Here is a 22,878-nt window from a genome sequence, read left to right as displayed (position 1 = left end):
TCAGCGCGCGGCGCGGTCTCGACCGGGCAGCGGCCGAGGCACATCCGCCGACTCGTCCGCGAGCGCCTGGGCGATGCGCTCCGGCGACCAGCGCGGATCCAGCACGGGGCAGAAGTAGCCCGGCCCGGCCTGCTCGCGCACGGCCCATGCGAAGAAGTCTCTCGCCACCGAGTGGACCTCTTCCGGCAGGAAGAGCACGGCGACGTCGTACTCGGTGAAGCGCAGCAGGCCCGGGACGCGCCACTCCCGCTCCCAATCGAAGCGATAGCTGTAGGGCGCGTTGTGGGTGTCGCCTTGGATGTCCACGAAGGGCGTCATGGCCCAGAGCGGCTCGCGAGACGCGTCCGGCGCCGCGAGCGCCTGCTGAAGCTGCTGCTTCATCGCGAGGTGCGCGGGCGAGCCGTATTGCACGTACCAGACGGGGCCGCCCCCTTGAGACAGGACGTAGCTCTTCCGGAACGCAATGCCATACAGGCTGCGCCGCTCGACGAGCCGGCCCAGTTGATCGAGCGGAATCTCGCTGAAGCACACGGAGCGTTGCCGCTCGGCCACCGAGGGCTCGCGACGCGCGATGCCAAAGCCCTCCGCGCCGGGGATGAGCGTGCGCATGCCCAGAATGCTCATCATGTTCTGGTAGGCGTCGTCGTACGGCGGCCCGGGCCTCGTGAAGTGCACCACGAAGTCGGACATGTCCCGCCACTGTGAATTCGCTTGATAGCCGAGCATCGCCGTCGACCCCCGGTGTCCACTGTTCCGGAGCCTGTCCCGCGCGGCAAGCCTTCCTTCCCGAGCCCCATCGTGGCCGCTCGATGCACAGGCCAGCGAGCGCGACCGCCGTGAACCCTGGTCGTCACGGCCGCCGCGGCCAGGCGCGCGGTGCGCCTGGCGGGCGGGCGACCCGGCGCGATGCGGCGTCTGTCTTCGCACGCTCGGGCGGCGGACAACGCGCGGCCGTGCGGCCCGGCCCCGATTCGCGCATGCCCGAGGCGGGTCAGCCTTCGCGAGCGCGCGTCAGGCGCATCAGCCCGAGTCCCGCGAGCACGGTGACGCTGGCGACCCCCGCCTCGCGGGCGCTCGCTCCCGAGATGACGAGCGTCGCGCCCAGCACGAGCGTGGGCAGCGCCAGCCACGCATGCGCGGGGCGCAGTCCTCGCGCTCTGCGCCGAGCGAGCACCGCCAGCGCCGTGGCCGTCACGCCGTACTGGAGCAGCACTGCGATGCTGGACAGCGCGAAGAGCTCCGACAAGTCCCCCAGGTTGACGAACAGCACCACCAGCCCCCACGTCACCGCGAGCGCTCGCGCGGGCACTCCCGCCGCCGTCATGTGCTCCAAGCCCAAGAGCGAACGCGAGCCCGAGGCGAGCGCGGACAAGTAGCGCGGCGTCGTCACCAGCATGCCCAGACAGATGCCGAGCGCGGAGACACTCGTGCCCAGGCCCACCCACTGCTCCAGCCTCGCGCCGCCCCACACCCCGGAGGCCGCCGCCAGCGGAGCCGCCGCCTGCCCGAGCCGGGGCAGGGCCGCGACGCACGCCCACACCAATCCCACGTAGAGCCCGACGGCCGCGAGCAGCGAGCCCACGGTCGCCAGCGGCACGGTGCGCTCGGAGGACCTCACCTGTCCCGCGATGACCGGAACAATCTCGAACCCCTGGTACGCGAACATCACCGCCAGCCCCGCGCGCAGCCACGAGGCTCCCGACTCCGCGGGAACGAGCGGCACGTGGGGCCCTCCCGCCACCGCGAAGGCGGCGAGCAAGCCCGCGAGCGGCAACAGCTTGAGCACCGTGAGCGTGGTCCACGCGCGAGCCGAGACGCGGATGCCCGAGGCCACCACCGCCGCGAGCACCGTCGCCAACCCCGTGGCCAACGCGCGCTGCCCCACGGCTTCCGAGAGCCCCAGCGAAGGCGCCAGGGCCCGCGCGAGCCCGGCCACCACGGCGGACGTGCTGAGGAACGCGCTGACATACGCCACCCAGCCCACCAGGAAGGACGCACGCTCCCCAAAGGCCGCGCGCGCGAAGACGACCGGACCTCCATCCGCGTCGAAGCGACGGCCCAACACCGCGAAGGCCAGCGCCACCGGGACGAGCGCCAGGCCCGTGAGCGCGAACGCGAGCACCGCGCCCCGCCCGGGCGCCAGCGCGGCCACCTCGGCGGGCGCGAAGAAGATGCCCACGCCGACGATGCCGTTGACGCCGAGCGCCAACAACTGCCACGGACCGACAGGGCGTGTCTGAGGCGGGGTCGTGGCGGGGGTGAGGGCGGTCACGGCGGAGCAGTTCACTACGGATACACCTGTGTGCGCCACCCTGGCGATGTCTGGGGTTGACGCTCTCCGCGTTTGGCTTCAGGCTCCGCCGCCATCATGGCTCGCGCAGAGGGGCTGGCGCATGGGGAGGGTGGATGGACGTCGTGGAGTCTCTGTGGGTGCCACTTCATGCCTGCGCCGATGAGCCCGAAGCGGCGGTCATCCGCTCGCTGCTCGAGGCCCACGGCGTTGCCTGCCCCGTGCGAGGCGTCCACCACCGCGCGATGCTGGGCGCGCTGGGCAGCTACGACGCTGCGCAAGCTGTTGCAGTCGTGACGGGTGGCGCAGCGCCCGTCGGAGTCATTCAATCTCGGCGTTTCCGAGGTCCTCATGCGAAGCCTCCTCGTGCTGCTCGTCCTGCTGTCCGCCCCGGTCCTGGCGCAAAGCCAGACAGCCTCCGGTCCGCCGTCGTTCCTCCGGCAGCTCGCGGAGACCCGCATGTTCAACAGCGGGCGCCCCGTGGCGGCGGGCATCTCGCCCGATGAAAAGACCGTCTATTTCCTCCGCGCGTCGCCCCGCTCCAACGTCATGACGCTGTTTGCCTTTGACGTGGCGACAGGCCAGACGCGCGAGGTGCTCACCCCGGCGACGGTGCTGCACGGCGCGGCCGAGACGCTGACCCCCGAGGAGCGCGCTCGGCGCGAGCGCATGCGCATGTCCAACGCGGGCTTCAGCACGTATGAGCTCTCCGAGGACGGCACGAAGGTGCGGCTCACGCTGTCGGGCCGGGTGTATGTGGTGGAGACCGCGACCCAGAAGGTGACGGAGCTGCCGCTGGAGCCGGGCGTCCTGGTCCCCTCCTTCTCACGCGACGGGAAGCAGGCCGCGTTCGTCCGCGACAACGACGTGTACCGCGTGGAACTCGCGACGGGCCGCGTGCAGCGCGTCTCCAAGGGCGGCACGGCGGCGAAGAGCCACGGTCTGGCCGAGTTCATCGCCCAGGAGGAGATGGGGCGCTTCGAGGGCTACTGGTGGAGCCCGGACTCCAACGCCATCGCCTTCACCGAGTCGGATACCCGCGGGGTGGAGAAGCGCACCTTCGTGGACCCCATGTACCCCGAGCGCGGCGGCGAGACGCTGTCCTATCCCCGCGCGGGCACACCGAACGCGGTGGTGAAGCTGGGCATCGCGCCCCTCAATGGCGGCGCGACCGTCTGGGTGGAGTGGGACGCGAAGACCTATCCCTATCTCGCCACCGTCACCTGGCCCAAGAAGGGGCCGCTGACCGTCCTGGTGCAGAACCGCGCGCAGACGGAGGAGGTGCTGCTCGCCGTCGACGAGAAGACAGGCAAGACGCGCACCCTGCTCACCGAGCGAGACCCCGCTTGGATCAACCTGGATCAGACCTTCCCCAAGTGGCTGGATGATGGCAGCGGCTTTCTCTGGTCCACTGAGCGCAACGGCGCGCCTGAGCTGGAGCTGCGTGCCCCGGATGGGAGCCGGGTCCGCTCGCTGGTGAAGCCCGACGCGGGGTACCGCCGGCTCGTGAACTACCAGCCGCGGGAGGACATCGTCGACTTCCTCGGTGGCCCCAATCCCACCGAGCGCTACCTGTATCGCGTGACGCGGGGCGGGGCGCCCACGCGGGTGACGTCCGGTGGCCCCGCGCTGGAGTCCGCGAGCACGAGCGCGCGGGCCGGCCTCTTCGTCATCACGTCCGAGAGCCCCACGCAGATGCGGCGCCAGCGCATCGTCCGCGCGGACGGCACCGAGGTGGGTGTGTTGCCTTCGCTCGCGGAGGAGCCGCCCTTCACGCCGACCACGGAGGTGCGTCAGGTGGGCGCGGAGAAGTTCTGGACCGCCATCACCCGGCCGCGCGACTTCCGTCCCGGCGTGAAGCTCCCCGTCATCGTGGAGGTCTACGGCGCCGCCGTTCCGCTCGTGCAGCAGTCCATGGCGCGCAACCTGTTGTCTCAGTGGATGGCGGACCAGGGCTTCATCGTCGTGAAGCTCGACGGGCGCGGCACCTCCTATCGGGGGAGGGATTGGGAGCGCGCGCTCAAGTATGACTTCGGGGGCGTGCCGCTGGATGACCAGGTGACCGCGCTGCGCGCCCTGGCCGCCGAGGTCCCCGAGATGGACCTGCGCCGCGTGGGCATCACCGGCTGGAGCCACGGTGGCTACATGTCCGCCATGGCCGTGCTCAAGCGAGCGGAGGTCTTCAAGGCCGCGGTGGCGGGCGCGCCGGTGGTGGACTGGCGCGACTACGACACGCACTGCACCGAGCGTTTCCTTGGGACGCCGCAGGAACACCCGGAGGCCTATGAGAAGGCCTCGCTGCTCACCTACGCGAAGCAGGACACGCCCATGGGCAAGCTGCTGCTCATCCACGGCACGAACGACGACAACGTCTTCTTCCTCCACTCCCTGAAGCTGTCGGACGCGCTGTTCCAGGCTGGCAAGGCCCACGAACTGCTCCCGCTCGCGGGCTCTTCGCACATGCTGTCCAACCCCGCGGTCAGCGAGCGCCAGTGGCAGCGCGTGATGCGCTTCTTCCAGGACAACCTCTGACGGCGCGCCTCAGACCTCGATGCCCTGGAAGTGGGGCCACAGCTCGGTGGTGATGCCGGTGCGCGCGGTGACGCGGCCGCCCTCCCGGGTGACGCGCTCCAGGTTGTAATACAGCGTCCAGTCTCCGCCCCGGTTGAAGCCAAACACCCGGGCCTGCGAGCTGACATGGAGATACTGGGCCGGGCCGAACTGCGAGGTCGGCTCGGCCTTCTTCCAGCCCGGGAGAAAGGACGACATCACGCCCTCCAGCTTCCCGTAGAACTTCGTGTACACCTTCATCTGGTGCACGGCCGTGGCCGCGAACTGCTCCTCCACCGTCTTGGACGCGTCAAACGCGACGGTGAGCCGAGGCGAATCATAGTTGGCGTGCGCGACCAGCGGCTTGCGCTCCAACCCATTCACATACAAGCAGCAGCCATTGAGGGGCGCGGTGGCGAAGAACTCAACCCCTGACGTGGCATGCAACGTCAGGTGATAGGCCTTGCCGGTGCTCCAGGGCAGGAAGTACGCGCTCACCTTCTTCGACACCGGCGTGGACTGGAGGAAGCTGAAGAAGCCCGTGGGCGCGGGCGGCGCTTGGAAGGCGACGTCCAGCCCTCCGTCCCCAAGGTCGCGCAGGTAGAGGTCCCTCACGTTGTGGCGCGCCGCGTATTGCAGCGTCGCCATCTCCTCGCTCTCCACCACCAGCTTTCCCGCCGCGCTCTCCTTCTTGTTGCCCACCTTGTCGTCCGGGATGCGCACCGTCCGGGTGCCCAGATACGCCACTGGGTCTTTCTGGAACTCACTCCATTGCGTCGCATTCATGCGCGGCCCCCGGCTCCCATTGCCTGCCATGGGAGTCCCGTCATCTTATCCGGAGGCATTCCTCACCCAAGGAGCTTTGCCCATGTTGCGACGAATTCTTGTATCGACGCTGCTCGCCGCGGGTGTCTCGCTGGGCTGTGGCGGCACCGAGCCCCAGGCGGACGAGGCCGTGACGGGGCAGCAGAAGGCGGGACTGGTGGATGCGTGCTCGCGGCTCCAGGGCCGGGGGTGTGGCCCGTTCTCGGAGCTGCCGTGTGTCTTCAGCGACGGGACGCCCGGCACCTGCTACTGCCAGGACATTCCCTTCAATCAGTGGCAGTGCACGACGCTGGACTGACGCGACAGGGCCGCGGCGGGCGGCGGGACTTCAGCCGCCCTGCCGCATCTTCCGCATGTCGATGAGGATGTCGTAGTTGCGCGGCTCGGGGAGGTTGGGCCCCGCGGCGAAGCGGTACAGGTGGCTCGGGTCCCGCTCCTGGGGGAAGCGCTCCTTCATCACCGCCTTGAGCATCTCCTTGGCCACCCACTCGGCGTCCACGGAGACCGAGCCGAACTCATCCAGGTAGCGGCGCGGGGCGGACGTGTCCGTCTGGCGCGCGGTGAGCACGAAGACGCGCGACTGCTTCGCCGGCTCCACCTGCCGCGCGCCTTGCTCCATGAGCGCCAGCTCGCGGGCCTGGGGCAGCGCGAACAGCTCCAGGGACTGCCGATGCGCCAGCAGCGCGCCGGCCCCGACGAACAGCGCCAACGCGCCCGTCATGGCCCACGGGCCGCGCCGAGGCCAGCAGCTCCCCAGGTTCATGAGCGAGCCGGCGACGAACACGCTCCACACCCCGGTGAGCGCGTAGAGCGTGCGGTAGGTGGGCCAGCGCTCGAAGGCGAGGAAGCTGACCGAGTACGCCGCGGCGGAGAGCGTGAGCAGCACGAGGAGCCACCGCCCGCCGCCGCGCAGGCCCCCGCGGCGAACCTCGACGGCGAGGCCCACGGCGAGCACCCCGAGCGTCGCGGCCACCATGAGCTCGGAGCCGCGCGGCATCCCGGTGGGCGTGTCGTTGAGCGCGATGAGGGCCAGCGCGTTGGGCAGCACGTGGGTGATGGCCCAGAGCGTCTTGTCCACCCAGTGGGTCTCGAACGCGATGCGCGGGGAGGGCGCCACCAGGCCGGTGAGGAAGAGCGTCTTGGTGACGGCGAACGCCATGAGCAGGCCCGCGCCCATGACGATGAGGTGCCTCAGGAGCCAGCGCAGCGTGTCGGGGAACCGGTCGTCGTGGCGCAGCACCAGGACCGCGGCCAGCAGCACGGCGTAGACGAGCCCGCTGGCCTGATAGATGAGCGTGGCCACCGCGATGACGCAGGCCGCGGCGATGCGCCAGCCCACGCCGCCGGTGGCGGGCTCGGAGGGCGGGGGCAGTCCGCGGCGGGCCAGCCCGAAGGCCGCCACGCCCAGCACCAGGGCCACGGCTTGCGGCCAACAGATGCCCCAGCTCGCGATGACCTGCGCCGAGGGCGTGAGGGTCAGCAGCGCGGCGAGCAGGGCCGAGGTGAGCAGGGGCCAGCCCTCGCGGCGCAGCAGCAGGAAGAGCGCGGCGCCGAGCAGCCCGAGCCCCAGGACGCCCAACAGGCGCAGCCCGCTCAGCCCCTCGATGGTGTTCGCGGCGTGCGCGGACCACTCGAGAATCCAGCCGTAGATGGGGCGGCCCTGGGAGGCGAGCACGCGGGTGATCTTGCCCGGGTCCTCGCGAGCTTCGCGCAGGATGGCGTAGTCATCCCGCATCCCATAGCGATGGAAGACCGCGCTTCCATAGACAATCGAAGGAAGCACGAACAGCAGCGTGGCCAATGCCAACACGCCCGAATCCGGGCGCGGGTGATGACGTATCGGGAGAATGGGAGACCTTCTGAAGAGCGGCGCGACACTACCAGGGCGCCGCAGCGGCTGGCGTGCTTGTTGTGGTGCCTCGGGTGTCACGACAAAGCATGCTGAGAGTCGCATGCCCCTCCGACAAGTGGCCCGCCGCACGCCTCGATTGGCGACCGCCTGACCCGTCGCTGATATTTGTTTGGATTCAAATGGATTGCCCGCGTCGCGGTGTCAGTCCTTGGGGGCGAGCGGGGGTGGAGCCGTGGGGCCGCCGGGCCGTGTGCTATGTCCAGGGACCATGCGCGCGCTTCTCCTGGGCCTCATCCTGGCGGCGGTGGCGGGGGCGGCATGGCAGCGCGATGTGGCCGTCCGGCGGCTGCCTCCGGACTACGACGAGCTGACCTATCTGCCCGTGGCGTATCGCTACGAGGCGATGCTGGCGTCCGGCCGCTGGGGCGAGGTGGCGAAGTTCCGCGAGAACTTCGAGCACCCCCCGCTGGTGAAGCTGCTCTTCGCCACGGGGCTGTGGGTGTCGGGCGCGCCCGAGCCCGAGTGGAAGCAGGTGGAGGTGGGACATCCCCTCCCCGCGGCGGCCGTCCCGGTCTTTCACGTGACGCGCGGCCTGTCCGCGGTGATGGGCGTGCTCCAGGTGGCGCTGGTCGCGGTCGTCTCGGCGCCGGGCGCGTTGCTGCTCGCGTTCGACGCGTACCACGCGAAGTACACGTCCCAGGCCTACCTGGAGGCGGTGCCAGGCTTGCTGGCCGTCCTGGCGGTGCTCGCCTTCGAGCGCGCGCGGCGGACGGCCCCGGGCTCACCCCGCGCGTTCCGGCGGGGGCCCCTGGTCCTCTCGGGCGCGCTGCTCGGCGCCGCCGCGGCGTGCAAGTACCCCTACGGACTGGTGGTGGGGCTCGCCCTGGCCCCCTTCCTCGGGCTGCCCACGCGCGCGCGGCTGGGGCCCTGGGGCGTGTTCGGGCTGGCCACGCTCGCGGCGTTCTTCCTGCTGCACCCGGGGCTGTGGTCCTCGCCCGTGGGCAATCTCTGGGAGTCGGTGTCCTTCCATTGGAGCTACTCCCAGAGCGCGCACGTCCAGCGCGCCGGGCTGCCCTGGTATCAGCCGTGGCTCTACCTGACGCACCCGGAGCCCGTGCGCTGGCATGACGGCGTCTTCCTGACGGGCGCGAGCGCGTGGCTGATGGTGCCCCTGGCCGTGCTGGGAGTGCCCCGCGCGGCGCGCACGCGCCCGGTGTGGCTGGCGTGGGCGGGGGTGGGCCTGGTGTTCCTCATGGTGTGGCCCACGCGCTGGCCGCAGTACCTGCTGCTCGTCCTGCCGGCGCTGTCGGTCTGCGCGGGCCTGGGCGTGGAGACGCTCGCGGCGCAGGCGCGGCGTAGCTGGCGGAGGCGCGCGGGGCTCGCGCTGCCTCCCACCGCCTGAGCGACGCGGCCCGCCTCAGGGCGCCGCGTACTGGAAGTCCGCGAACACGGCGCCGTGGTCCGAGCCACCCAGGCCGGTCCGGTCGCGCGCCACGCGGAACGAGCCGGGCACGTACGTGCCGCCGCCGCGCGCCAGGTACAGGTGGTCGATGGCCTGCAATTGCCCGTTGTAGGCGTACGTCCACGTGTCTCCGCTGGGCCTGTCCGCGGCGACGCGTGACAGCGCGCCCCCGGCCTCCAGCGCCACGAGCGGCGGTGAGCCGGGCACGTCGTTGAGGTCCCCGCCGAGCACCACCAGCGCTTGCGGCGCCGCGGTGGCCGCGGCGGAGACGAGGGTGCGCGCGCCATTCGCCTCGGCTTCGCGGCGGCCGGGATCGTCGCTGACCTTCGAGCGGAAGTGCGCCGCGAACACGATGGCCTCGCCGCCCTTCGCGCTCACGTGGACCTCCAGCAGGTCGCGCGAGAAGCGCGTCGACGAGCCATCCGGACGGGTGAGCACCTCCCGGTAGTGACTCTTCACGCCGGTGATGGGGAACGCGGAGAGCACCGCGACGTCCACGGAGGCCGGTGCCCCCGTCTCGCCGAGCACCGCGTGCGGGAAGCGCGGCAGCAGGCCCTGGAGCGCGTCCAGAGAGGCCTGCGTCTCCACCTCCTCCAGCATCACGATGTCCGCGTCGAGCGAGGCGATGGCGGTCGCGAGCTGCTGCACCTGGAGCGCGAAGGCCTCGGGGGAGGGCAGGGCCTCGTAGTTCGAGCCGCCGCACGCGCCGGAGTCACACACCGTGTCGAACAGGCGGTGCACGTTGAAGGCGGCGATGCGGACCACGTCCTCGCGGGCGACGGGCTTCGTCGCTGGAGGGCACGCCTCGACGGCGCACGGGTCCACCACGTCCTCTGGCTCACGGGCGATGGAGCGCCCGTCGCATCCCGCCGCGGCGAGAAGGAGTCCGAACCACGCGCCGACGCGATACAGGAGACGAGCCATGGGGCCGGCAGCGTAGCACCCGCGTCCCGGGCCCCGGCTCGCCGCGGGCGCCCCGCGAGCGGTGGGGCTCGCGAGGCGTCCGGGCCTTTCCGGATCGCGCCTACTGCGTCCAGACAGCGTAGTTGCTGCCCGAGGTGGCCAGCGTCCAGCCCGCGCCGGGCGTCCACGCGCCGGGGCCAATCTTCATCGCCACGCTGCCAGTGTTGCCCGTGATGATGGCGGCGTAGCGGCTGGTGTCCGCGGCCACGATGTTCACGGCCGACGTGGACGTGACGCCCTTCGCGCGCCGCACCTGGATGAGCTTGTTGATCTCCGCGGCCTGGTTCCAGTCGTAGTAGTGCACCCAGTACACGGTGGGCACGCCGGGGTGGGTGAGGATGTAGGCGTAGCCCTGCATGACCTTGTCGCTGGGGAACGGCCAGTGATTCTGTCCGCCGCTCGGATAGCTGGGGCCGGTGTCGTGGTTGTCGATGAACGTCACCGTCTTGGCTGGCCACCAGCCCATCGCGCCCGCGGGCTTGCCCTGGCTGTCCTTGAGGCGCCAGAACTCGTTGTACTGCACGGCCTGCTGGAGCAGCCCCTTGGTGGTGAAGTCGAACGCCGCCGAGCGCCCGCCCGTGGCGTCCAGCCAGTTCATGATGAGCTGACGGTGCGCATCGGGGTTGGCCAGGTTGAGGTCGGTCCACAGCTCGCCCACGGAGAAGTAGGGCGACGTGGCCGCGTTGTACTGGCCCACGTAGCTGCCCGCGTAGCCCTTCACGTAGTCGTAGCGCCAGCCGTCGTACCCGATGGTCGTCTTCATCCAGTTGAGCCACGCGATGAGGTCCGTCTGGACGAAGGTCTTGCTGTGGTCGAGGTCCCGCGCCGCGCTGAAGCCGTCGCCGGAGTCCGCGCCGCCGCACGCGCCGGTCCACTCATCCCCGGCCACCACCGCGCTGCAGCCCCACGTGGGGAAGGTGAAGTCCGCCCACCCGGTGGTGCCCACGCGGTGGTTGATGACGACGTCCGCCAGCACGCGCACGCCCTGGCCATGCAGCGCGGCGATGGCGGCCTTCAACTGGGCCTCGGTGCCGTAGGCACTGTCCTGCACCGAGAGCCGGCGCGGCAGGTAGCCCTCCAGCGAGGCCGCGTCACCCGACGGCGGCAGCCACACCATCGTGAAGCCGCCCGCCGCGATGCTCGCGGCATTGGACTGGATGACGTTCCACCACGGCTTCGTCTCCTGCGAGCGCCAGTGGAAGCCCTGCAGCATCACCGCGCTGCTGTTGCCATCCAACTCGCCCGCGCTGGCGGATACGGCGAACAACCCCGCGAACAACCCGGCGCACAGCGACACCCCCACCGCCCACGCCCGATGCATCACTCGCTTCTTGTCCATGAACGACTCCCACGTTGAGAGGCGCGCGGGACGTATCGCTCGTTTTCAAGAAAATCACGTTGTTCAAGTTGTAAATCGTTGGCGGCTTGCCGGGCGGGGGCCGGCCAGGGGTGGACCGGAGCCGTTCAGGACATCGCCCCGACCGCTCGGCCGCTCGGTTCGAGCCCGGGCCCGCGCACTGGGCATGGTGGCGGTCGTTGCCGCGCCGAGCGCGCGGCCCCGAGGTGCGCCGCCATGTCCGTTTCCGCTTCGTCTTCGCCCGAGCCGTACAAGGTCCTCTCCGCCCACCGCTCCCCGTCGTCGTGGCTGCCCTCGGTGACGAAGCCCCGCCGCATGCTGGTCGCCGCGTTGGCGGTGGGGTACGCGACGCAGGCCCTGCTGTATCAGCCCGGGATGTGGGGCGTGTCCTTCCCGCTGGTGGTGCTCGTCGTGCTGGGGGCCTTGCTGTGGATGGGGGGCCGGGAAGGGTGGGAGCGCGCGCGGCCGAACGCCTGGCTCATCGTGCCGCTGGTGGTGGTGTCGGGGTTCGTCGCGGTGCGGGACAGCGACTGGCTGACGGGGGTGAACGTGTTGACCTCGGCCGTGTTGATGATGTTGCTGACGCACTTCTGGGCGGCGGGGCGCGTGGCGCGGCTGGGATTGATGGGCTACCCGCGCGTGGTGCTGAACGCCTCGGTGCAGCCCCTGCGCTATCCGCAGGTGCTGCTGCGTGACGGCGTGAATCTCCAGGGCGTACGGCAGCACGCCGTTGGCTTGAAGGCGCTCGCGCGGGGCCTGCTGCTCGCGGTCCCGGTGCTCTTCGTGTTCGGCGTCCTGTTGGAGTCCGCGGATGTGGCGTTCAGCACGGCGGTGGAGCGCCTCCTGTCCTCGGAGGTGCTGACGGAGGTCGTGGCCGTGGCGACGGCGCGGGGCATCGCCACGGTGTTCTCGGCGTGCGTGGCGGCGGGCATCCTCGGCCACGCGCTGCGGCGGCGGAGCCTGGATGAGCTGGGGGAGCAGGAGGAGGCGCCTGTCGCGCCGCGCTTGGGGCTCATCGAGGCGCTCACGCTCGTGTTCACCGTGGACGCGCTGTTCCTCGTCTTCGCCGCGTTCCAGGTGATGTACCTGTTCATTGGAGACGCGACGTCGCCGGCGCCCGGGTACACATATGCGCAGTACGCGCGACAGGGCTTCTCCGAGCTGATGCTCGTCTCCACGCTGACGCTGGGGTTGGTGATGGCGCTGGCGCGGTGGACGCGCCGGGAGTCGCGCTCCGCCGAGCTGCTGTTCCGCGGCGCGACGTCCGTGATGGTGGCGCTCACGCTGGTCATCGTCGCCTCGGCGGTGAAGCGGATGGGGCTCTACGAGGATGCGTTCGGCTACACGCAGCTTCGTCTCTACACGCACGTCTTCATGTTCGCGCTGGGCGGTGTGCTGGGCTGGCGCGCGGTGACGCTGTGGTGGCGACCCGAGCGCTTCGCCGTGGGCGCGTTCGTCACGGCGCTGGGTGCGGTGCTGGCGCTCAATGTCATCAACCCCGATGCGTTCATCGTCCGCCACAACCTGGCGCGCGTGTCGGGGGAGGAGCTGCCGGACCTGGACTACCTCATGGGTCTCTCCGCGGACGCGGCGCCCGAAGTGGCGGCGCTGCTGTCCGAGCGAGAGCCGGAGTGGACGGAGCGCTTCTTCCGCCGCTACGTGCTGCACCCCGGCGCGGGGCCCGAGAGCGCGTGGCGGGAGTGGAACCTGGCGCGTCGGCAGGCGACGTTCCTGGCGGACCGCGTCGCGAAGCCCGCCGCGAAGTAGCCGCTGCCCACCGCGCGACGCTCGCCGGCCCGGGAGTGCCGGGCGCTCCCCGCGACGGCGCGGCGTGCTGGAATGGTGCGAGTGCCGCGCGCTCCTGCGGCACCTTCACCTCGGGGGAATCCATGTCGCCACCGTCGCTGTCGCGGGTGTTCGTCTGCGTCGTGTCCCTGGCCGTGGGCGCGGCGTGTCGCACGTCGCACTCACCGCCCCCCACCCCGCCCGAGGAGACCCCGTGTCGCGCCTCGCTGGCCGGCCCCGCCGCGACGCGCGAGAAGTTCATCACCGTCGCGCGGAAGGTCCCCGGTGAGTATGTCGTCGTGCTCGCCGAGCCCGCGCGAGGGCTGTCCGCGCAGGAGGTCTCCGCGAGCGTCGCGCAGCTCTCCGCGCGCCATGGCGGCACTCCGTTCCAGGTCTATGCGAGCGCGCTGCGCGGCTTCGCCAGCCGCATGACCGAGGCGCAGGCTCGGGCCATGGCCGCGGCGCCGGAGGTCGCGCTCGTGCAGGAGAACGGCGTGCTGCGGTTGGAGGAGACGCAGACGGGCGCCACGTGGGGAATCGACCGCATGGATCAGCGCGACCTCCCGTTGGATCAGCACTACCTCTATCGCCGGAGCGGGCGCGGCGTGCACGTGTACCTGCTGGATACGGGCATCCGTCCCACGCATCGGGAGTTCGGTGGACGCGCCGACGCGCCGTTCGATTCCGCGGAGGTGGGCGGCAAGGGCATCGACTGTCACGGCCACGGCACGCATGTCGCCGCCACGGTGGGCGGGCGCGTGTATGGCATGGCGAAGGACGCGCAGCTCCACGCGGTGCGGGTGCTCGGCTGCACGGGCGGCGGCACCACGGCGGGCGTGGTGGCGGGCGTGGATTGGGTCGCGGCGCACCATCAGTCCCCCGCGGTGGCGAACATGAGCCTGGGGGGGCCGGTGGACGCGGTCCTGGACGAGGCGGTGCGCCGCGCCGTCCGCTCGGGTGTCACGTTCGTGGTGGCGGCGGGCAACGAGAGCGAGGACGCCTGTCTGCACTCTCCGGCGCGTGTCGATGAGGTGCTGAGCGTGGGCGCCACCAACGTGGGCGACGCGCGCGCCTCGTTCTCCAACTATGGCCAGTGCGTGGACCTCTTCGCGCCCGGCGAGGGCATCGTGTCCGCGTGGATGACAGACGACTCGGCCACGCAGGTCCTGAGCGGCACGTCCATGGCGAGCCCGCATGTCACGGGCGCCGTGGCGCTCTACCTGGAGGCCAACCCCACGGCCTCGCCCGAGGCGGTGGCGCGCGCGCTGGTGGACAACGCCACGCCGGACAAGGTGAGCCATGCGGGGCGCTGCTCGCCCACGCGGATGGCGTTCTCGGGGTTCATCTCGCCCGTGCAGCCCACGGTCCGTCAGGGCGCTGAGTAGCTCAGTGGGAAGCTCGGGGGGGCATCGGCGTGCCTCCCGAGGGCGGGGCCTCCTGCTCGCCCCACGCGAACACCACCAAGGGAAGCGCGGGGGGCACCCCCTCGTTCGCGCCCCGCGAGGCATGGAGCACGAGGCTGCCGTCCTCTCGCAGCGAGGCGCGCACCGCCACCCGCGCGGCCTGCGCGGCATCCTCCTCCGTGCGCCACGTCTCCACCCGGTACTCGTTCGTCGCGGTGCGCGCGAGGTTCCGCCCCGTGGCCAGCGCGAGGCGGATCGCATCCGCGAGCGTGCGGACCTGGGCCACGCGTTGCGCGTCGTCGAGGCTGACGGGTGCGGTCATGACTCCCTCGATACCGGCGAGGCCTCGCGGCGCCACCGCCAGCCCACAGGATGCCCCGGGCCCCTCGTTCGCGCATCGACGCCGCCGTGGCCCTTCAGGGAGGGGTCGCGTCTACCCAGGACGGTGTCTACACTTGCGCGGCGCCGGGGGTGCCCGGGACGTCTCGAACTCGCGAGGCGGATGAGGAAGGACGTCGCTTGCCCGCCACGCCGCGCTCCGTCGTGCTCGATACCAACGTCGTGTTGGACCTGTTTGTCTTCGATGACGCATGGGCTCGCCCGCTGAGGGCCCCCTTGGAGCAGGGCGCGCTGATCGCGTGGGTGGACGCCGCCACGTTGAGAGAGCTGGAGCTGGTGCTGGCCTATCCTTCCTTCGCGCTGGACGCGGTGGCGCAGCGTGCCGTCTGGGTGCGCTATCAATCGCTCGCACGGGTGGCCTCGCTGGACGGGGGGGGCCGTGAGCTGCCGCGCTGTCGTGACGCGGATGATCAAAAGTTCCTGGAGCTGGCGGATCGCTCGGGCGCGGCCTGGCTGGTGAGCAAGGACAGACGGTTGTTATCCATGGCTGGTGGCCAGCGGCTCCCCTTCGACATTCTCTCTCCCCGGCAGGCCACCCGACGGCTGGCGCACGCGGATCCGGAGGTCACCCCGCGGCAGTAAGTCAGTGTCACGTGCGATGTCTCAGGGGACCCGCAGTGTCATTTGCGCCTCGCGCTCACGGGGGACGAACGCGAGGGGCCTTGCCCGCGACTGGCTCACGTGCGCGAATTCCACGGTGGGCACGTTCGCTGACAGTTCCCCCAACAAAGGAAGTGCTTCTCATGAACAAGAGCCTGCGTGATCGTCTTGGATGGTTGGCCCTCGGTGTATCGCTGCTTGGTGCGTGCGGTGGACCCGGCGAGGAACTCTCCGACGCCACACCGGTGCTGGCCGAGACCGACTCGGCACTGCAGTCCTCGGATGTCTCGGTGGTGTTGACCGCGGTCCAGCCCAGCTTCGACCAGGCCGACGCCGTCAAGGTGTCCGTGAGCTTCACCAACATCTCTCCGCGCCCCGTCAATCTGCTGCGCTGGTTCATGCCCCTGGATGGCATGGAGGAGCCGCTGTTCCAGGTGACGCTCGACGGCAAGCCCGTGCCGTTCCTGGGGCCCCATTACAAGCGCCCCATGCCCGCCGAGGTCGACTACCGCCGGCTGCATCCGGGCGAGACCATCTCGGGGCCGGTGATTCTCTCGGACCTCTATGATCTGTCGCGCACGGGGCGCTACGTGGTGCGCTTCCGCGTGGACCGCTCGAAGCTGCACGGCTCCGGCAAGGCGGGCGCGCTGCTCCAGTCCAACGAGCTGGCTCTGTGGATCTCCGGCCGTGCCAACGCGCGCCAGGAGGCGGACGCGCCGGTGTATGCGCTCACCGCCAACGTGTCCTATACGAAGTGCGACGCCACCCAGCAGGCCACGGTCCTCCAGGCCGTCAACGCCGCGTCGACGTACGCGAACGGCGCGACGAGCTACCTGGGCGGCCCCGCGTCGGCCACGTCGCGCTACACCACGTGGTTCGGGGCGTTCTCCTCGTCCGGTTGGAACACGGCGGCGAGCCACTTCACGTCCATCAAGAACGCGTTCGACACCAAGCCGGTGACGGTCGACTGCGGCTGCAAGAAGTCCTACTACGCCTACGTCTACCCGAATCAGCCGTACAAGATTTACGTGTGCAAGGCGTTCTGGTCCGCGCCGATGACGGGCACGGATTCCAAGGGCGGCACGCTCATCCACGAGATGAGCCACTTCACCGCCACGGCCGGCACGGATGACTGGGTCTACGGCCAGAGCGGTGCGCAGAGCCTCGCCCTGTCGGATCCGAGCCAGGCGCTCGATAACGCCGACAGCCACGAGTACTTCGCGGAGAACAACCCGAGCCTGCCGTAATCCCTGGCTCACGCGGCGGGGACGCTGAATCCCCGCCGTGGGACGCCCGAGCCCTGGCGCGCCGATGCCTGGCGCTCTGGGGACCGGGCAGGCGCAGGGTCCGTACCGCGAGTCAAAAACGCGTTCAAACCTTGGAGGTGAGGGCCAAGTCGGTCCATCCTGCGCCCCGGTGCGTTATCCCTACTGGCTCCTCTTGGTCTGCGCGGGCTGTGCCGCGCGTGTCGTCTCCCCCGTCGCGGCGCCCGCCGCCGTCGCCGTGCGTCCGGAAGCCGCCGCGCCCGCGCCGGAGTCCGTCGCGCCTCCGCCCGAAGCCGCCGCGCCCGTGAGCGGTTCCGCGGCGCCCGCGAGCCCAGCCAGTGGCCCCGTCGCCGCGAGCGCCACGCCCGCCCCGCCCGAGGGCGCCAGCGCCCTGGCTCCGTGCACCGAGTCCGCCGAGGCCCTGGCCGAGGAGGACGATGACGCCGAGAGCCTTCCCGCGGACGCCGAGACCGACGGCGAGGTCGGCGAGATGCAGGACACCGCGACGAGCACCGCGCCCGCGGGGCCGGTGTACACGGCGGAGTTGTCTGACGCGGACCTCACCGACAAGTGGAAGAAGGAGCCCGCGTCGCTGGGCTCCATGTCGGTGGGCTTCGTGGAGAGCGGGCGCATGGTGAACAGCGTCCAGTTCCCTCAGGGCAAGGACTGGATTGTCGTCTCGCCGGAGCTGGCGTGGGCCACCAATGAGACGGTGGATGCGCTGTCCGGGGTCATCCGCGACGTTCGCTCGCGCTTCCCCAACGCGCCGCCCATCCGGGTCAACGCGATGAGCGCGAAGGAGGGTGGCTACATCCGTCCGCACAAGAGCCACCAGAACGGCCGGGACGTGGACCTGGGCTTCTACTACCCGACGGTGGATCCGGTGCGGGCCCGTGAGCGCGAGCGCTACATCGACGTGGGCCTGAACTGGGAGCTGGTGCGCACGTTGGTGACGACCACCGACGTCCAGATGATCCTCGTGGACAAGCGGGTCCAGAAGGTCCTGTACGACTACGCGCTGGCGCACGGTGAGGACAAGGCGTGGTTGAACTCGCTGTTCAACGCCGGGCCGTCCTCCATCCTCAAGCACGCCCGGCACCACCGGGACCACTTCCACGTGCGCTTCTACAACGCGCGCGCGCAGGAGCTGGGGCGCCGGGTGGCGCCGCTCCTGGCGCTCCAGCCCGAGCACAACATGCTGTCGCATCGCGTGCGCTCGGGCGACACGTTGGGGGCGATCGCGCTGCGCTACAACTCGAGCGTGGCGGGCATCAAGAAGGCCAGCCGCATGAAGAACACCTTCCTGCGCATCGGTCAGGTGCTCACCATCCCGCTGCGCGGCCCGTGCACGCACTGCCCCATTCCTCCCGCCATGGTGTTGCCGCCGCGTCGCATGCCTCCCGCGACGCAGGCCCCCGCCGTGGCCGCGGTTTCCTTGGACGGCGCCACGACGCCGTCCGTCGCTGCTCCCTGTACCCCCGTTGCGCCGGCGACCGTGACGGTCCCTGCCGCGGGCACGGCCGGTCTGTCGACCGCGCGCTGAAGAGGTCTCATCCATGGCAACCCCCCACATCTCCGCTGCCCCTGGTGATTTCGCTGAAGTCGTCCTCATGCCGGGGGACCCGCTTCGCGCCCGCTACATCTCCGAGCGCTTCCTCGAGAACGCCCGCAGCGTGACCTCGGTCCGCAACATGCTGGGCTTCACCGGCACGTATCAGGGCCGCAAGCTGTCCGTGCTCGGCCACGGCATGGGCATCCCGTCCATCTCCATCTATGCGACCGAGCTCATCAAGGAGTACGGCTCGCGCGTGCTCATCCGCGTGGGGAGCTGCGGGGCGCTGCGCCAGGACGTGCAGGTGCGCGATGTCATCGTCGCGCTCGGCGCGGGCACCGACTCCAAGGTGAACCGCATGCGCGTGATGGACCACGACTTCCCGGCGGTGGCGGACTTCGAGCTGGCGCGCAAGGCGGTGGAGGCCGCGCGCAAGCGCTCGCGCTCGGTGCGCGTGGGCTCGGTGTTCAGCTCGGATCTCTTCTACCACCCGCAGGCGCCGCTCAATGACGCGCTGGAGCGCATGGGCGTCCTCGCGGTGGAGATGGAGGTCGCGGGCCTGTACGGCGTCGCGGCCGAGTTCGGCGCGCGGGCGCTCGCGTTGCTGACCGTGTCGGATCACCTCCGCACGGGCGCGAAGCTGACCGCCGAGGAGCGTCAGTCGACCTTTGACGAGATGATCGAGCTGGCGCTCGACGTCGCCGTCTCCGAGGCGTGAGCTCGATGGGGCCTCCACCTCGGGCAGGCCGTGGAGGCCCCCCTCGCCACCAGGTGAGTCAGCGCACTCCCGGCCATCACTACAACGGGAGCTTCCTCTCCGCGGTGGATCGCCAGGCCATCCTCGCGTGGCTGGGCGCGCTGCACCCGCTGTGGGAGGAGCGCTACTCCAAGCACTTCCCTCCGCCAGCGGGACAGACGCAGCGGCGCTTGCTGCGACCGGTGTACTGGTTGGGCAACTGGCAGTTCGCGTGTCTGGATTACTACCGCCCGCCGAAGGGCGTGTGGAACCGGTGCGTGAAGGCCGAGCCCTTCCCGGACGTGCTCCAGCGTCAGGTGGAGAAGGTGGAGGCGCACGCGCGACGCATGTTCCGAGGGCCGGACATGCCTCGCGGCTGGCACCTCAACACCTGCCTGGTGAACTTCTACGGCAATCGCCTGGAGGACGGGCGCTGGGTGGACACGGCGCGGGTGGGGGAGCACAAGGACTTCGAGCCGGGCCCCGTGGCGTCGCTGTCCTTTGGCGAGCGGGCGCTCATCCAGTTCGTCACGTCGTCTCGGCCGGGCGAGCGGGACGCGGTGGTGCTGGAGCAGTGGTTGGATGACGGCGCCCTCCAGTTGTTTGGCGGCGCGCAGTGGAAGGACCAGACGTTCCACCGGGTGCAGCGCGTGGATACCCGAGCGGGCCACCTGTTGAAGCCGGAGCTGCCGGACTTCCAGACTCGCCGCATCAACCTCACGTTCCGCTATGTGCCGGACGAGCACGTCACGCCGTTCGCGCGGCTGTCTCCGGAAGCGCGCGAGGACGTGCGGCCGTACATGCAGACGCTCGCCCAGCACAGCGCCTTCTTCCGCGCCGAGTTGGACCGCGAAGAGGCGAAGGCGCCGCTTCCCGGCTGAAGCACCACGGTGTCGCAGCGGCCCCGCGGGTTGCTTGCGCGTCCTGCGTCAGGAGGGTGTGAGACGCGGGCTCAGGCGGCCCGCGAAGCTTCGGGTCATCTCCGCGACCTCGGCGCGGAGCCCGCGGTGTTCATCGACAAGGGCGCGCAGTCATGGATGGGGCGCGTCTATGTCTCGGGCGGGCTCTTCGAGGTCATCAATCTCCACTGCTCCGCCGTGCTGCTCCCCGTGTTCACCCGGCACCGGAACGCGCCGTTCTTCGCGCGGTTCGCGGCGGGCGGCTGCAAGAACGTCCGCGGCCATGGCCTGGGGCCCTGCGGCGTCATCACGCGGACGCGGGTGACCGCGTTCGTCCGAGGACCGCGGTGCGCGAGGGGGCGCGAACGCCTCCTCGCGGCACAGGGCTACGAACTCGTTTCCGATGAGCCCATGTTGGGGGTGGGCTTCGGCCGGCCCACGTAGCTCACCTGCGGGCTGGAGCGCTGCTGGGACCGCGCTCCGCCGTTGCCGTTCGAGCGAGGCGGGCGCGGGTTGCCTGCGGCGCGCGCGTCATCTCGGGGACCGCGGGGATGCCCGTTGGCGCGCGCCTCGGAGGCAGGGGCCTGTGCGTCGCGAGGAGGACGTCCGCCGCTGCCGCGCGGCCGATCGTTGACCGGTCGCGCGTTGGATGTGTCACGCGTCGTGGCCTCGGCGCTTCGGTCATTCGAAGGCGGAAGGGAGGTGTCGCCGCCCCGCGCGGAGCGAGCGCCATTCCCGCCGCGCGATCTGCCGGGCAGGTTCGCGGCGGTGCCCGGTCCTCCCGTCGTATCGCCGGAGAACCCCACGCTGTTGCTCGGTCCACCATTCCCGCGACGCGGCCCATTGTTCCCATTGCGCGGACCGTTGTTCGCGCTGCGCGGGGTGCCGGAGACGTTCTCCCCGGTGGAGGCGTCGCCAGCGAAGCCGGCATTGTCGCGCGGCCCGTTGCTCGCACCGCGAGAGTCGGCCGAGAAGGTCTCTCCGTCGGGCGCGGTGCCAGCGAAGCCCGCCCCACTGCGCGGCCCACCGTTGCCGTTGCGCGGGCCATTGTTCGGGCCGCGCGGCCTGTTGTTCCCGTTGCGCGGCCCGTTGTTCGCACCGCGCGAGTCGGCCGAGAAGTTCTCCCCGTTGGACGCGTTGCCGGCGAAGCCCGCCCCGTTGTTCGAGCCGCGCGGGGCGCTGGAGAAGTTCTCCCCGTTGGGCGCGTTGCCAGCGAAGCCCGCCCCGTTGCGCGGCCCGTTGTTCGAGCCGCGCGGGGCGCCGGAGACGTTCTCTCCGTTGGGCGCGTTGCCAGCGAAGCCCGCCCCGTTGCGCGGTCTGCCGTTGCGCGGCCCGTTGTTCGCACTGCGCGAGTCGGCCGGGAAGCTCTCCCCACTGGGCGCGTTGCCAGCGAGGCCCGCCCCGTTGCGCGGTCCGCCGTTGCCGTTGCGCGTGTCACCGGAGCCGCTGGCGCCGTTGCGCGGTCCGTTGTTTCCGTTGCGCGCGTTGCCGGAGAAGCCAGCGCCGTTGCGCGGTCCGTTGTTTCCGTTGCGCGTGTCCGCGGCGCCGTTGGCCGCAGCGCCATTCGGTGCGCCGCCGTTGGGGCGGGCTCCGTTGGCATTGCTCGCGTTCCCGGGCCGCTGACCTCCGGGCGATGCCGGACGGTTCGGGCCTCCCGCGCGCGGGGGAGGGCGATTGGACGAGAACGGCCTCCGACGGTTGTCTCGCGGACTCGACATCACCGCGGGCTTGCCTCGCTCGCCGCCGCCTTGCTTGAGCACCAGGGCTTCCAGGGCTCGCAGCTCGGCCTCCTCCTGCTCCTCGGCGGTCAGCGCGGGCTGTGGCGCTTCCTCCACGACTGGCTCGAGGACGGGCTCCGGCCGGAACTGAGCGCGGCGCTGCGAGTCTCGGAAGCCGGCTCCCCCCCCGCGACGAGGCGCGTCCCGGAACGCGCCCGAGGGCACGAACTCTGGCGTCAGGTCGCGCCGCACATACGCGTTCCAGATCTCCGCCGTGTCTCCACCCAGCGACCGCAGCCGCGAGGAGAACCCCGCGAGGAAGTTGCGGACGTTGTCCAGGTCGCGCCGGAAGTAGAACTCCGCGCGGTTGTTGCGCGCGGCGGCCACCGTCTGCGGGAAGTCGATGATGGTTGGCCCCACCCCGCTCATCAGGATGTTGTACGGGGACAGGTCGCCGTGGATGAGGTCGCAGCAGAGCGTGCGAATCACCTGGCCGCGCAGGTCCGCGTAGAGCGCTTCGGCCTCCTCGGGCGTCGTCGGCGGGGCTTCCACCAGACGCGGCGCGGGGCTGCCCTGCGCATCCACCACCAGCTCCATCAGCAGCACGCCCTCGTAGAACATCACCGGCGTGGGCACGCGCACGCCCTGGGCGTGCAACTTGTAGAGCGAGTCCGCCTCCGCGCTCTTCCAGGCATCCTCGGCGGCGGCTTGCCCGAAGCGGCTGCCCTTCTCCATCGCGCGGCGGGTGCGCGAGTTGCGAACCTCACGGCCCTCCCGATAGCCGACGTTGTTGCGGAAGTTGCGCTCGTGGCGCTCCTTGTACAGCTTGGCGGCGACCACCTGGCCGGCGTGCTGGACGAGCCAGACCTCCGCCTCCTTGCCCGTCTTCAGCTGTCCGATGACGGCGTCGATGATGCCGTCAGCGAGGAGGGTATCGAGGGAATCAGTCATTCGAACGCGAGAGGCCGGAACGGCACGGGGCGAGGTTGTCGAACATGGGTTCTGCGCACCGGGCGGCCCCAGCTCGCCAGGGTGCGTGACGGGATGAGAACATCCCGCACCTCGGAGTTGCTGTCGCTGTCTCAGCGGCAGCGGCCCGAGGGGCCCGGGGATGCCTTGCTAGCAGCTTGCCGGGCAGGGAGCCAGGGTACCCCACGTCCATCCATTCGAACTGGCAAGGAACTTGCCGGCGGCTTATTCCCATCGGTCGACATCGCCCGGT

General features: G+C 70.7%; 19 protein-coding genes. 11 read left to right on the top strand and 8 right to left on the bottom strand.

Going from position 1 to position 22,878, the window contains the following annotated elements; translation table 11 throughout:
- Together KRR26_RS05890 and KRR26_RS05885 are read right to left on the bottom strand one after the other, a co-directional pair.
- Entirely contained in the window at positions 1-690 is a 690-nt protein-coding gene (locus tag KRR26_RS05890) for an abortive infection system antitoxin AbiGi family protein (protein WP_233576558.1), read from the bottom strand.
- Positions 691-991: 301 nt separating this feature from the next.
- On the bottom strand, positions 992-2,272 hold the full coding sequence (locus KRR26_RS05885) for an APC family permease (RefSeq protein WP_217079305.1): 1,281 nt from the start codon (positions 2,270-2,272) through the stop codon (positions 992-994).
- A 369-nt stretch (positions 2,273-2,641) separates the two neighbouring features.
- On the opposite strand from KRR26_RS05885, the gene KRR26_RS05880 reads away from it, so the two are divergent.
- Positions 2,642-4,822, top strand: a complete 2,181-nt coding sequence (locus KRR26_RS05880) for a S9 family peptidase (protein WP_217079304.1) — start codon at positions 2,642-2,644, stop codon at positions 4,820-4,822.
- Positions 4,823-4,831: 9 nt separating this feature from the next.
- On the opposite strand, the gene KRR26_RS05875 is transcribed toward KRR26_RS05880, so the two are convergent.
- Positions 4,832-5,626, bottom strand: coding sequence for a hypothetical protein (locus KRR26_RS05875; protein ID WP_147422853.1), 795 nt, complete (start codon positions 5,624-5,626; stop codon positions 4,832-4,834).
- A gap of 82 nt (positions 5,627-5,708) precedes the next feature.
- Here KRR26_RS05875 and KRR26_RS05870 point away from each other — a divergent pair, with 82 nt between their 5' ends.
- A complete protein-coding gene (locus tag KRR26_RS05870) occupies positions 5,709-5,963 on the top strand; it encodes a hypothetical protein (RefSeq protein WP_120201637.1) in 255 nt (84 codons plus the stop codon).
- Between the two features lie 30 nt (positions 5,964-5,993).
- Here the strand turns inward: KRR26_RS05870 and KRR26_RS05865 are convergent, their stop codons facing one another.
- The gene (locus KRR26_RS05865) at positions 5,994-7,475 is read right to left on the bottom strand and encodes a glucosyltransferase domain-containing protein (protein ID WP_233576550.1); all 1,482 of its coding nucleotides are present in this window, start codon (positions 7,473-7,475) and stop codon (positions 5,994-5,996) included.
- 310 nt (positions 7,476-7,785) lie between these two features.
- Between KRR26_RS05865 and KRR26_RS05860 the strand changes: the two genes are divergently transcribed.
- On the top strand, positions 7,786-8,919 hold the full coding sequence (locus tag KRR26_RS05860; protein ID WP_217079303.1) for a hypothetical protein: 1,134 nt from the start codon (positions 7,786-7,788) through the stop codon (positions 8,917-8,919).
- Between the two features lie 15 nt (positions 8,920-8,934).
- Here KRR26_RS05860 and KRR26_RS05855 read toward each other — a convergent pair whose 3' ends face one another.
- A complete protein-coding gene (locus tag KRR26_RS05855; protein ID WP_120201630.1) occupies positions 8,935-9,903 on the bottom strand; it encodes an endonuclease/exonuclease/phosphatase family protein in 969 nt (322 codons plus the stop codon).
- 100 nt (positions 9,904-10,003) lie between these two features.
- Complete coding sequence (locus KRR26_RS05850) at positions 10,004-11,281, bottom strand: alpha-amylase C-terminal beta-sheet domain-containing protein (RefSeq protein ID WP_217079302.1); 1,278 nt, start codon at positions 11,279-11,281, stop codon at positions 10,004-10,006.
- Between the two features lie 234 nt (positions 11,282-11,515).
- On the opposite strand from KRR26_RS05850, the gene KRR26_RS05845 reads away from it, so the two are divergent.
- Together KRR26_RS05845 and KRR26_RS05840 are read left to right on the top strand one after the other, a co-directional pair.
- The gene (locus KRR26_RS05845) at positions 11,516-13,066 is read left to right on the top strand and encodes a DUF4153 domain-containing protein (protein WP_217079301.1); all 1,551 of its coding nucleotides are present in this window, start codon (positions 11,516-11,518) and stop codon (positions 13,064-13,066) included.
- 122 nt (positions 13,067-13,188) lie between these two features.
- Positions 13,189-14,469 (top strand): S8 family peptidase, encoded by a 1,281-nt coding sequence (locus KRR26_RS05840; protein ID WP_120201623.1) that lies wholly within the window; start codon positions 13,189-13,191, stop codon positions 14,467-14,469.
- A gap of 1 nt (position 14,470) precedes the next feature.
- Here KRR26_RS05840 and KRR26_RS05835 read toward each other — a convergent pair whose 3' ends face one another.
- The gene (locus KRR26_RS05835; protein WP_217079300.1) at positions 14,471-14,809 is read right to left on the bottom strand and encodes a hypothetical protein; all 339 of its coding nucleotides are present in this window, start codon (positions 14,807-14,809) and stop codon (positions 14,471-14,473) included.
- Between the two features lie 197 nt (positions 14,810-15,006).
- Between KRR26_RS05835 and KRR26_RS05830 the strand changes: the two genes are divergently transcribed.
- From KRR26_RS05830 to KRR26_RS05805, 6 genes are all read left to right on the top strand, one after another.
- Complete coding sequence (locus KRR26_RS05830; RefSeq protein ID WP_236068322.1) at positions 15,007-15,468, top strand: putative toxin-antitoxin system toxin component, PIN family; 462 nt, start codon at positions 15,007-15,009, stop codon at positions 15,466-15,468.
- A gap of 161 nt (positions 15,469-15,629) precedes the next feature.
- Positions 15,630-16,733, top strand: coding sequence for a M35 family metallo-endopeptidase (locus tag KRR26_RS05825; protein ID WP_217079298.1), 1,104 nt, complete (start codon positions 15,630-15,632; stop codon positions 16,731-16,733).
- Between the two features lie 169 nt (positions 16,734-16,902).
- A complete protein-coding gene (locus tag KRR26_RS05820; RefSeq protein WP_233576546.1) occupies positions 16,903-18,294 on the top strand; it encodes a penicillin-insensitive murein endopeptidase in 1,392 nt (463 codons plus the stop codon).
- Between the two features lie 13 nt (positions 18,295-18,307).
- A complete protein-coding gene (gene deoD / locus KRR26_RS05815) occupies positions 18,308-19,021 on the top strand; it encodes a purine-nucleoside phosphorylase (RefSeq protein ID WP_120201612.1) in 714 nt (237 codons plus the stop codon).
- Positions 19,022-19,026: 5 nt separating this feature from the next.
- Positions 19,027-19,920, top strand: a complete 894-nt coding sequence (locus tag KRR26_RS05810; RefSeq protein WP_120201609.1) for an alpha-ketoglutarate-dependent dioxygenase AlkB — start codon at positions 19,027-19,029, stop codon at positions 19,918-19,920.
- A gap of 126 nt (positions 19,921-20,046) precedes the next feature.
- On the top strand, positions 20,047-20,382 hold the full coding sequence (locus KRR26_RS05805) for a hypothetical protein (RefSeq protein ID WP_217079297.1): 336 nt from the start codon (positions 20,047-20,049) through the stop codon (positions 20,380-20,382).
- On the opposite strand, the gene KRR26_RS05800 is transcribed toward KRR26_RS05805, so the two are convergent.
- Entirely contained in the window at positions 20,325-22,607 is a 2,283-nt protein-coding gene (locus KRR26_RS05800) for an RIO1 family regulatory kinase/ATPase domain-containing protein (protein WP_217079296.1), read from the bottom strand. The two genes, KRR26_RS05805 and KRR26_RS05800, sit on opposite strands and share 58 nt — an antisense overlap.
- Between the last annotated feature and the right edge of the window lie 271 nt (positions 22,608-22,878).

This window comes from Citreicoccus inhibens (assembly GCF_019039035.1).
GTDB lineage: Bacteria > Myxococcota > Myxococcia > Myxococcales > Myxococcaceae > Citreicoccus > Citreicoccus inhibens.
The sequence above is the reverse complement of the archived record's forward strand: the minus strand, read 5'-3'. Positions and strand labels throughout refer to the sequence as shown.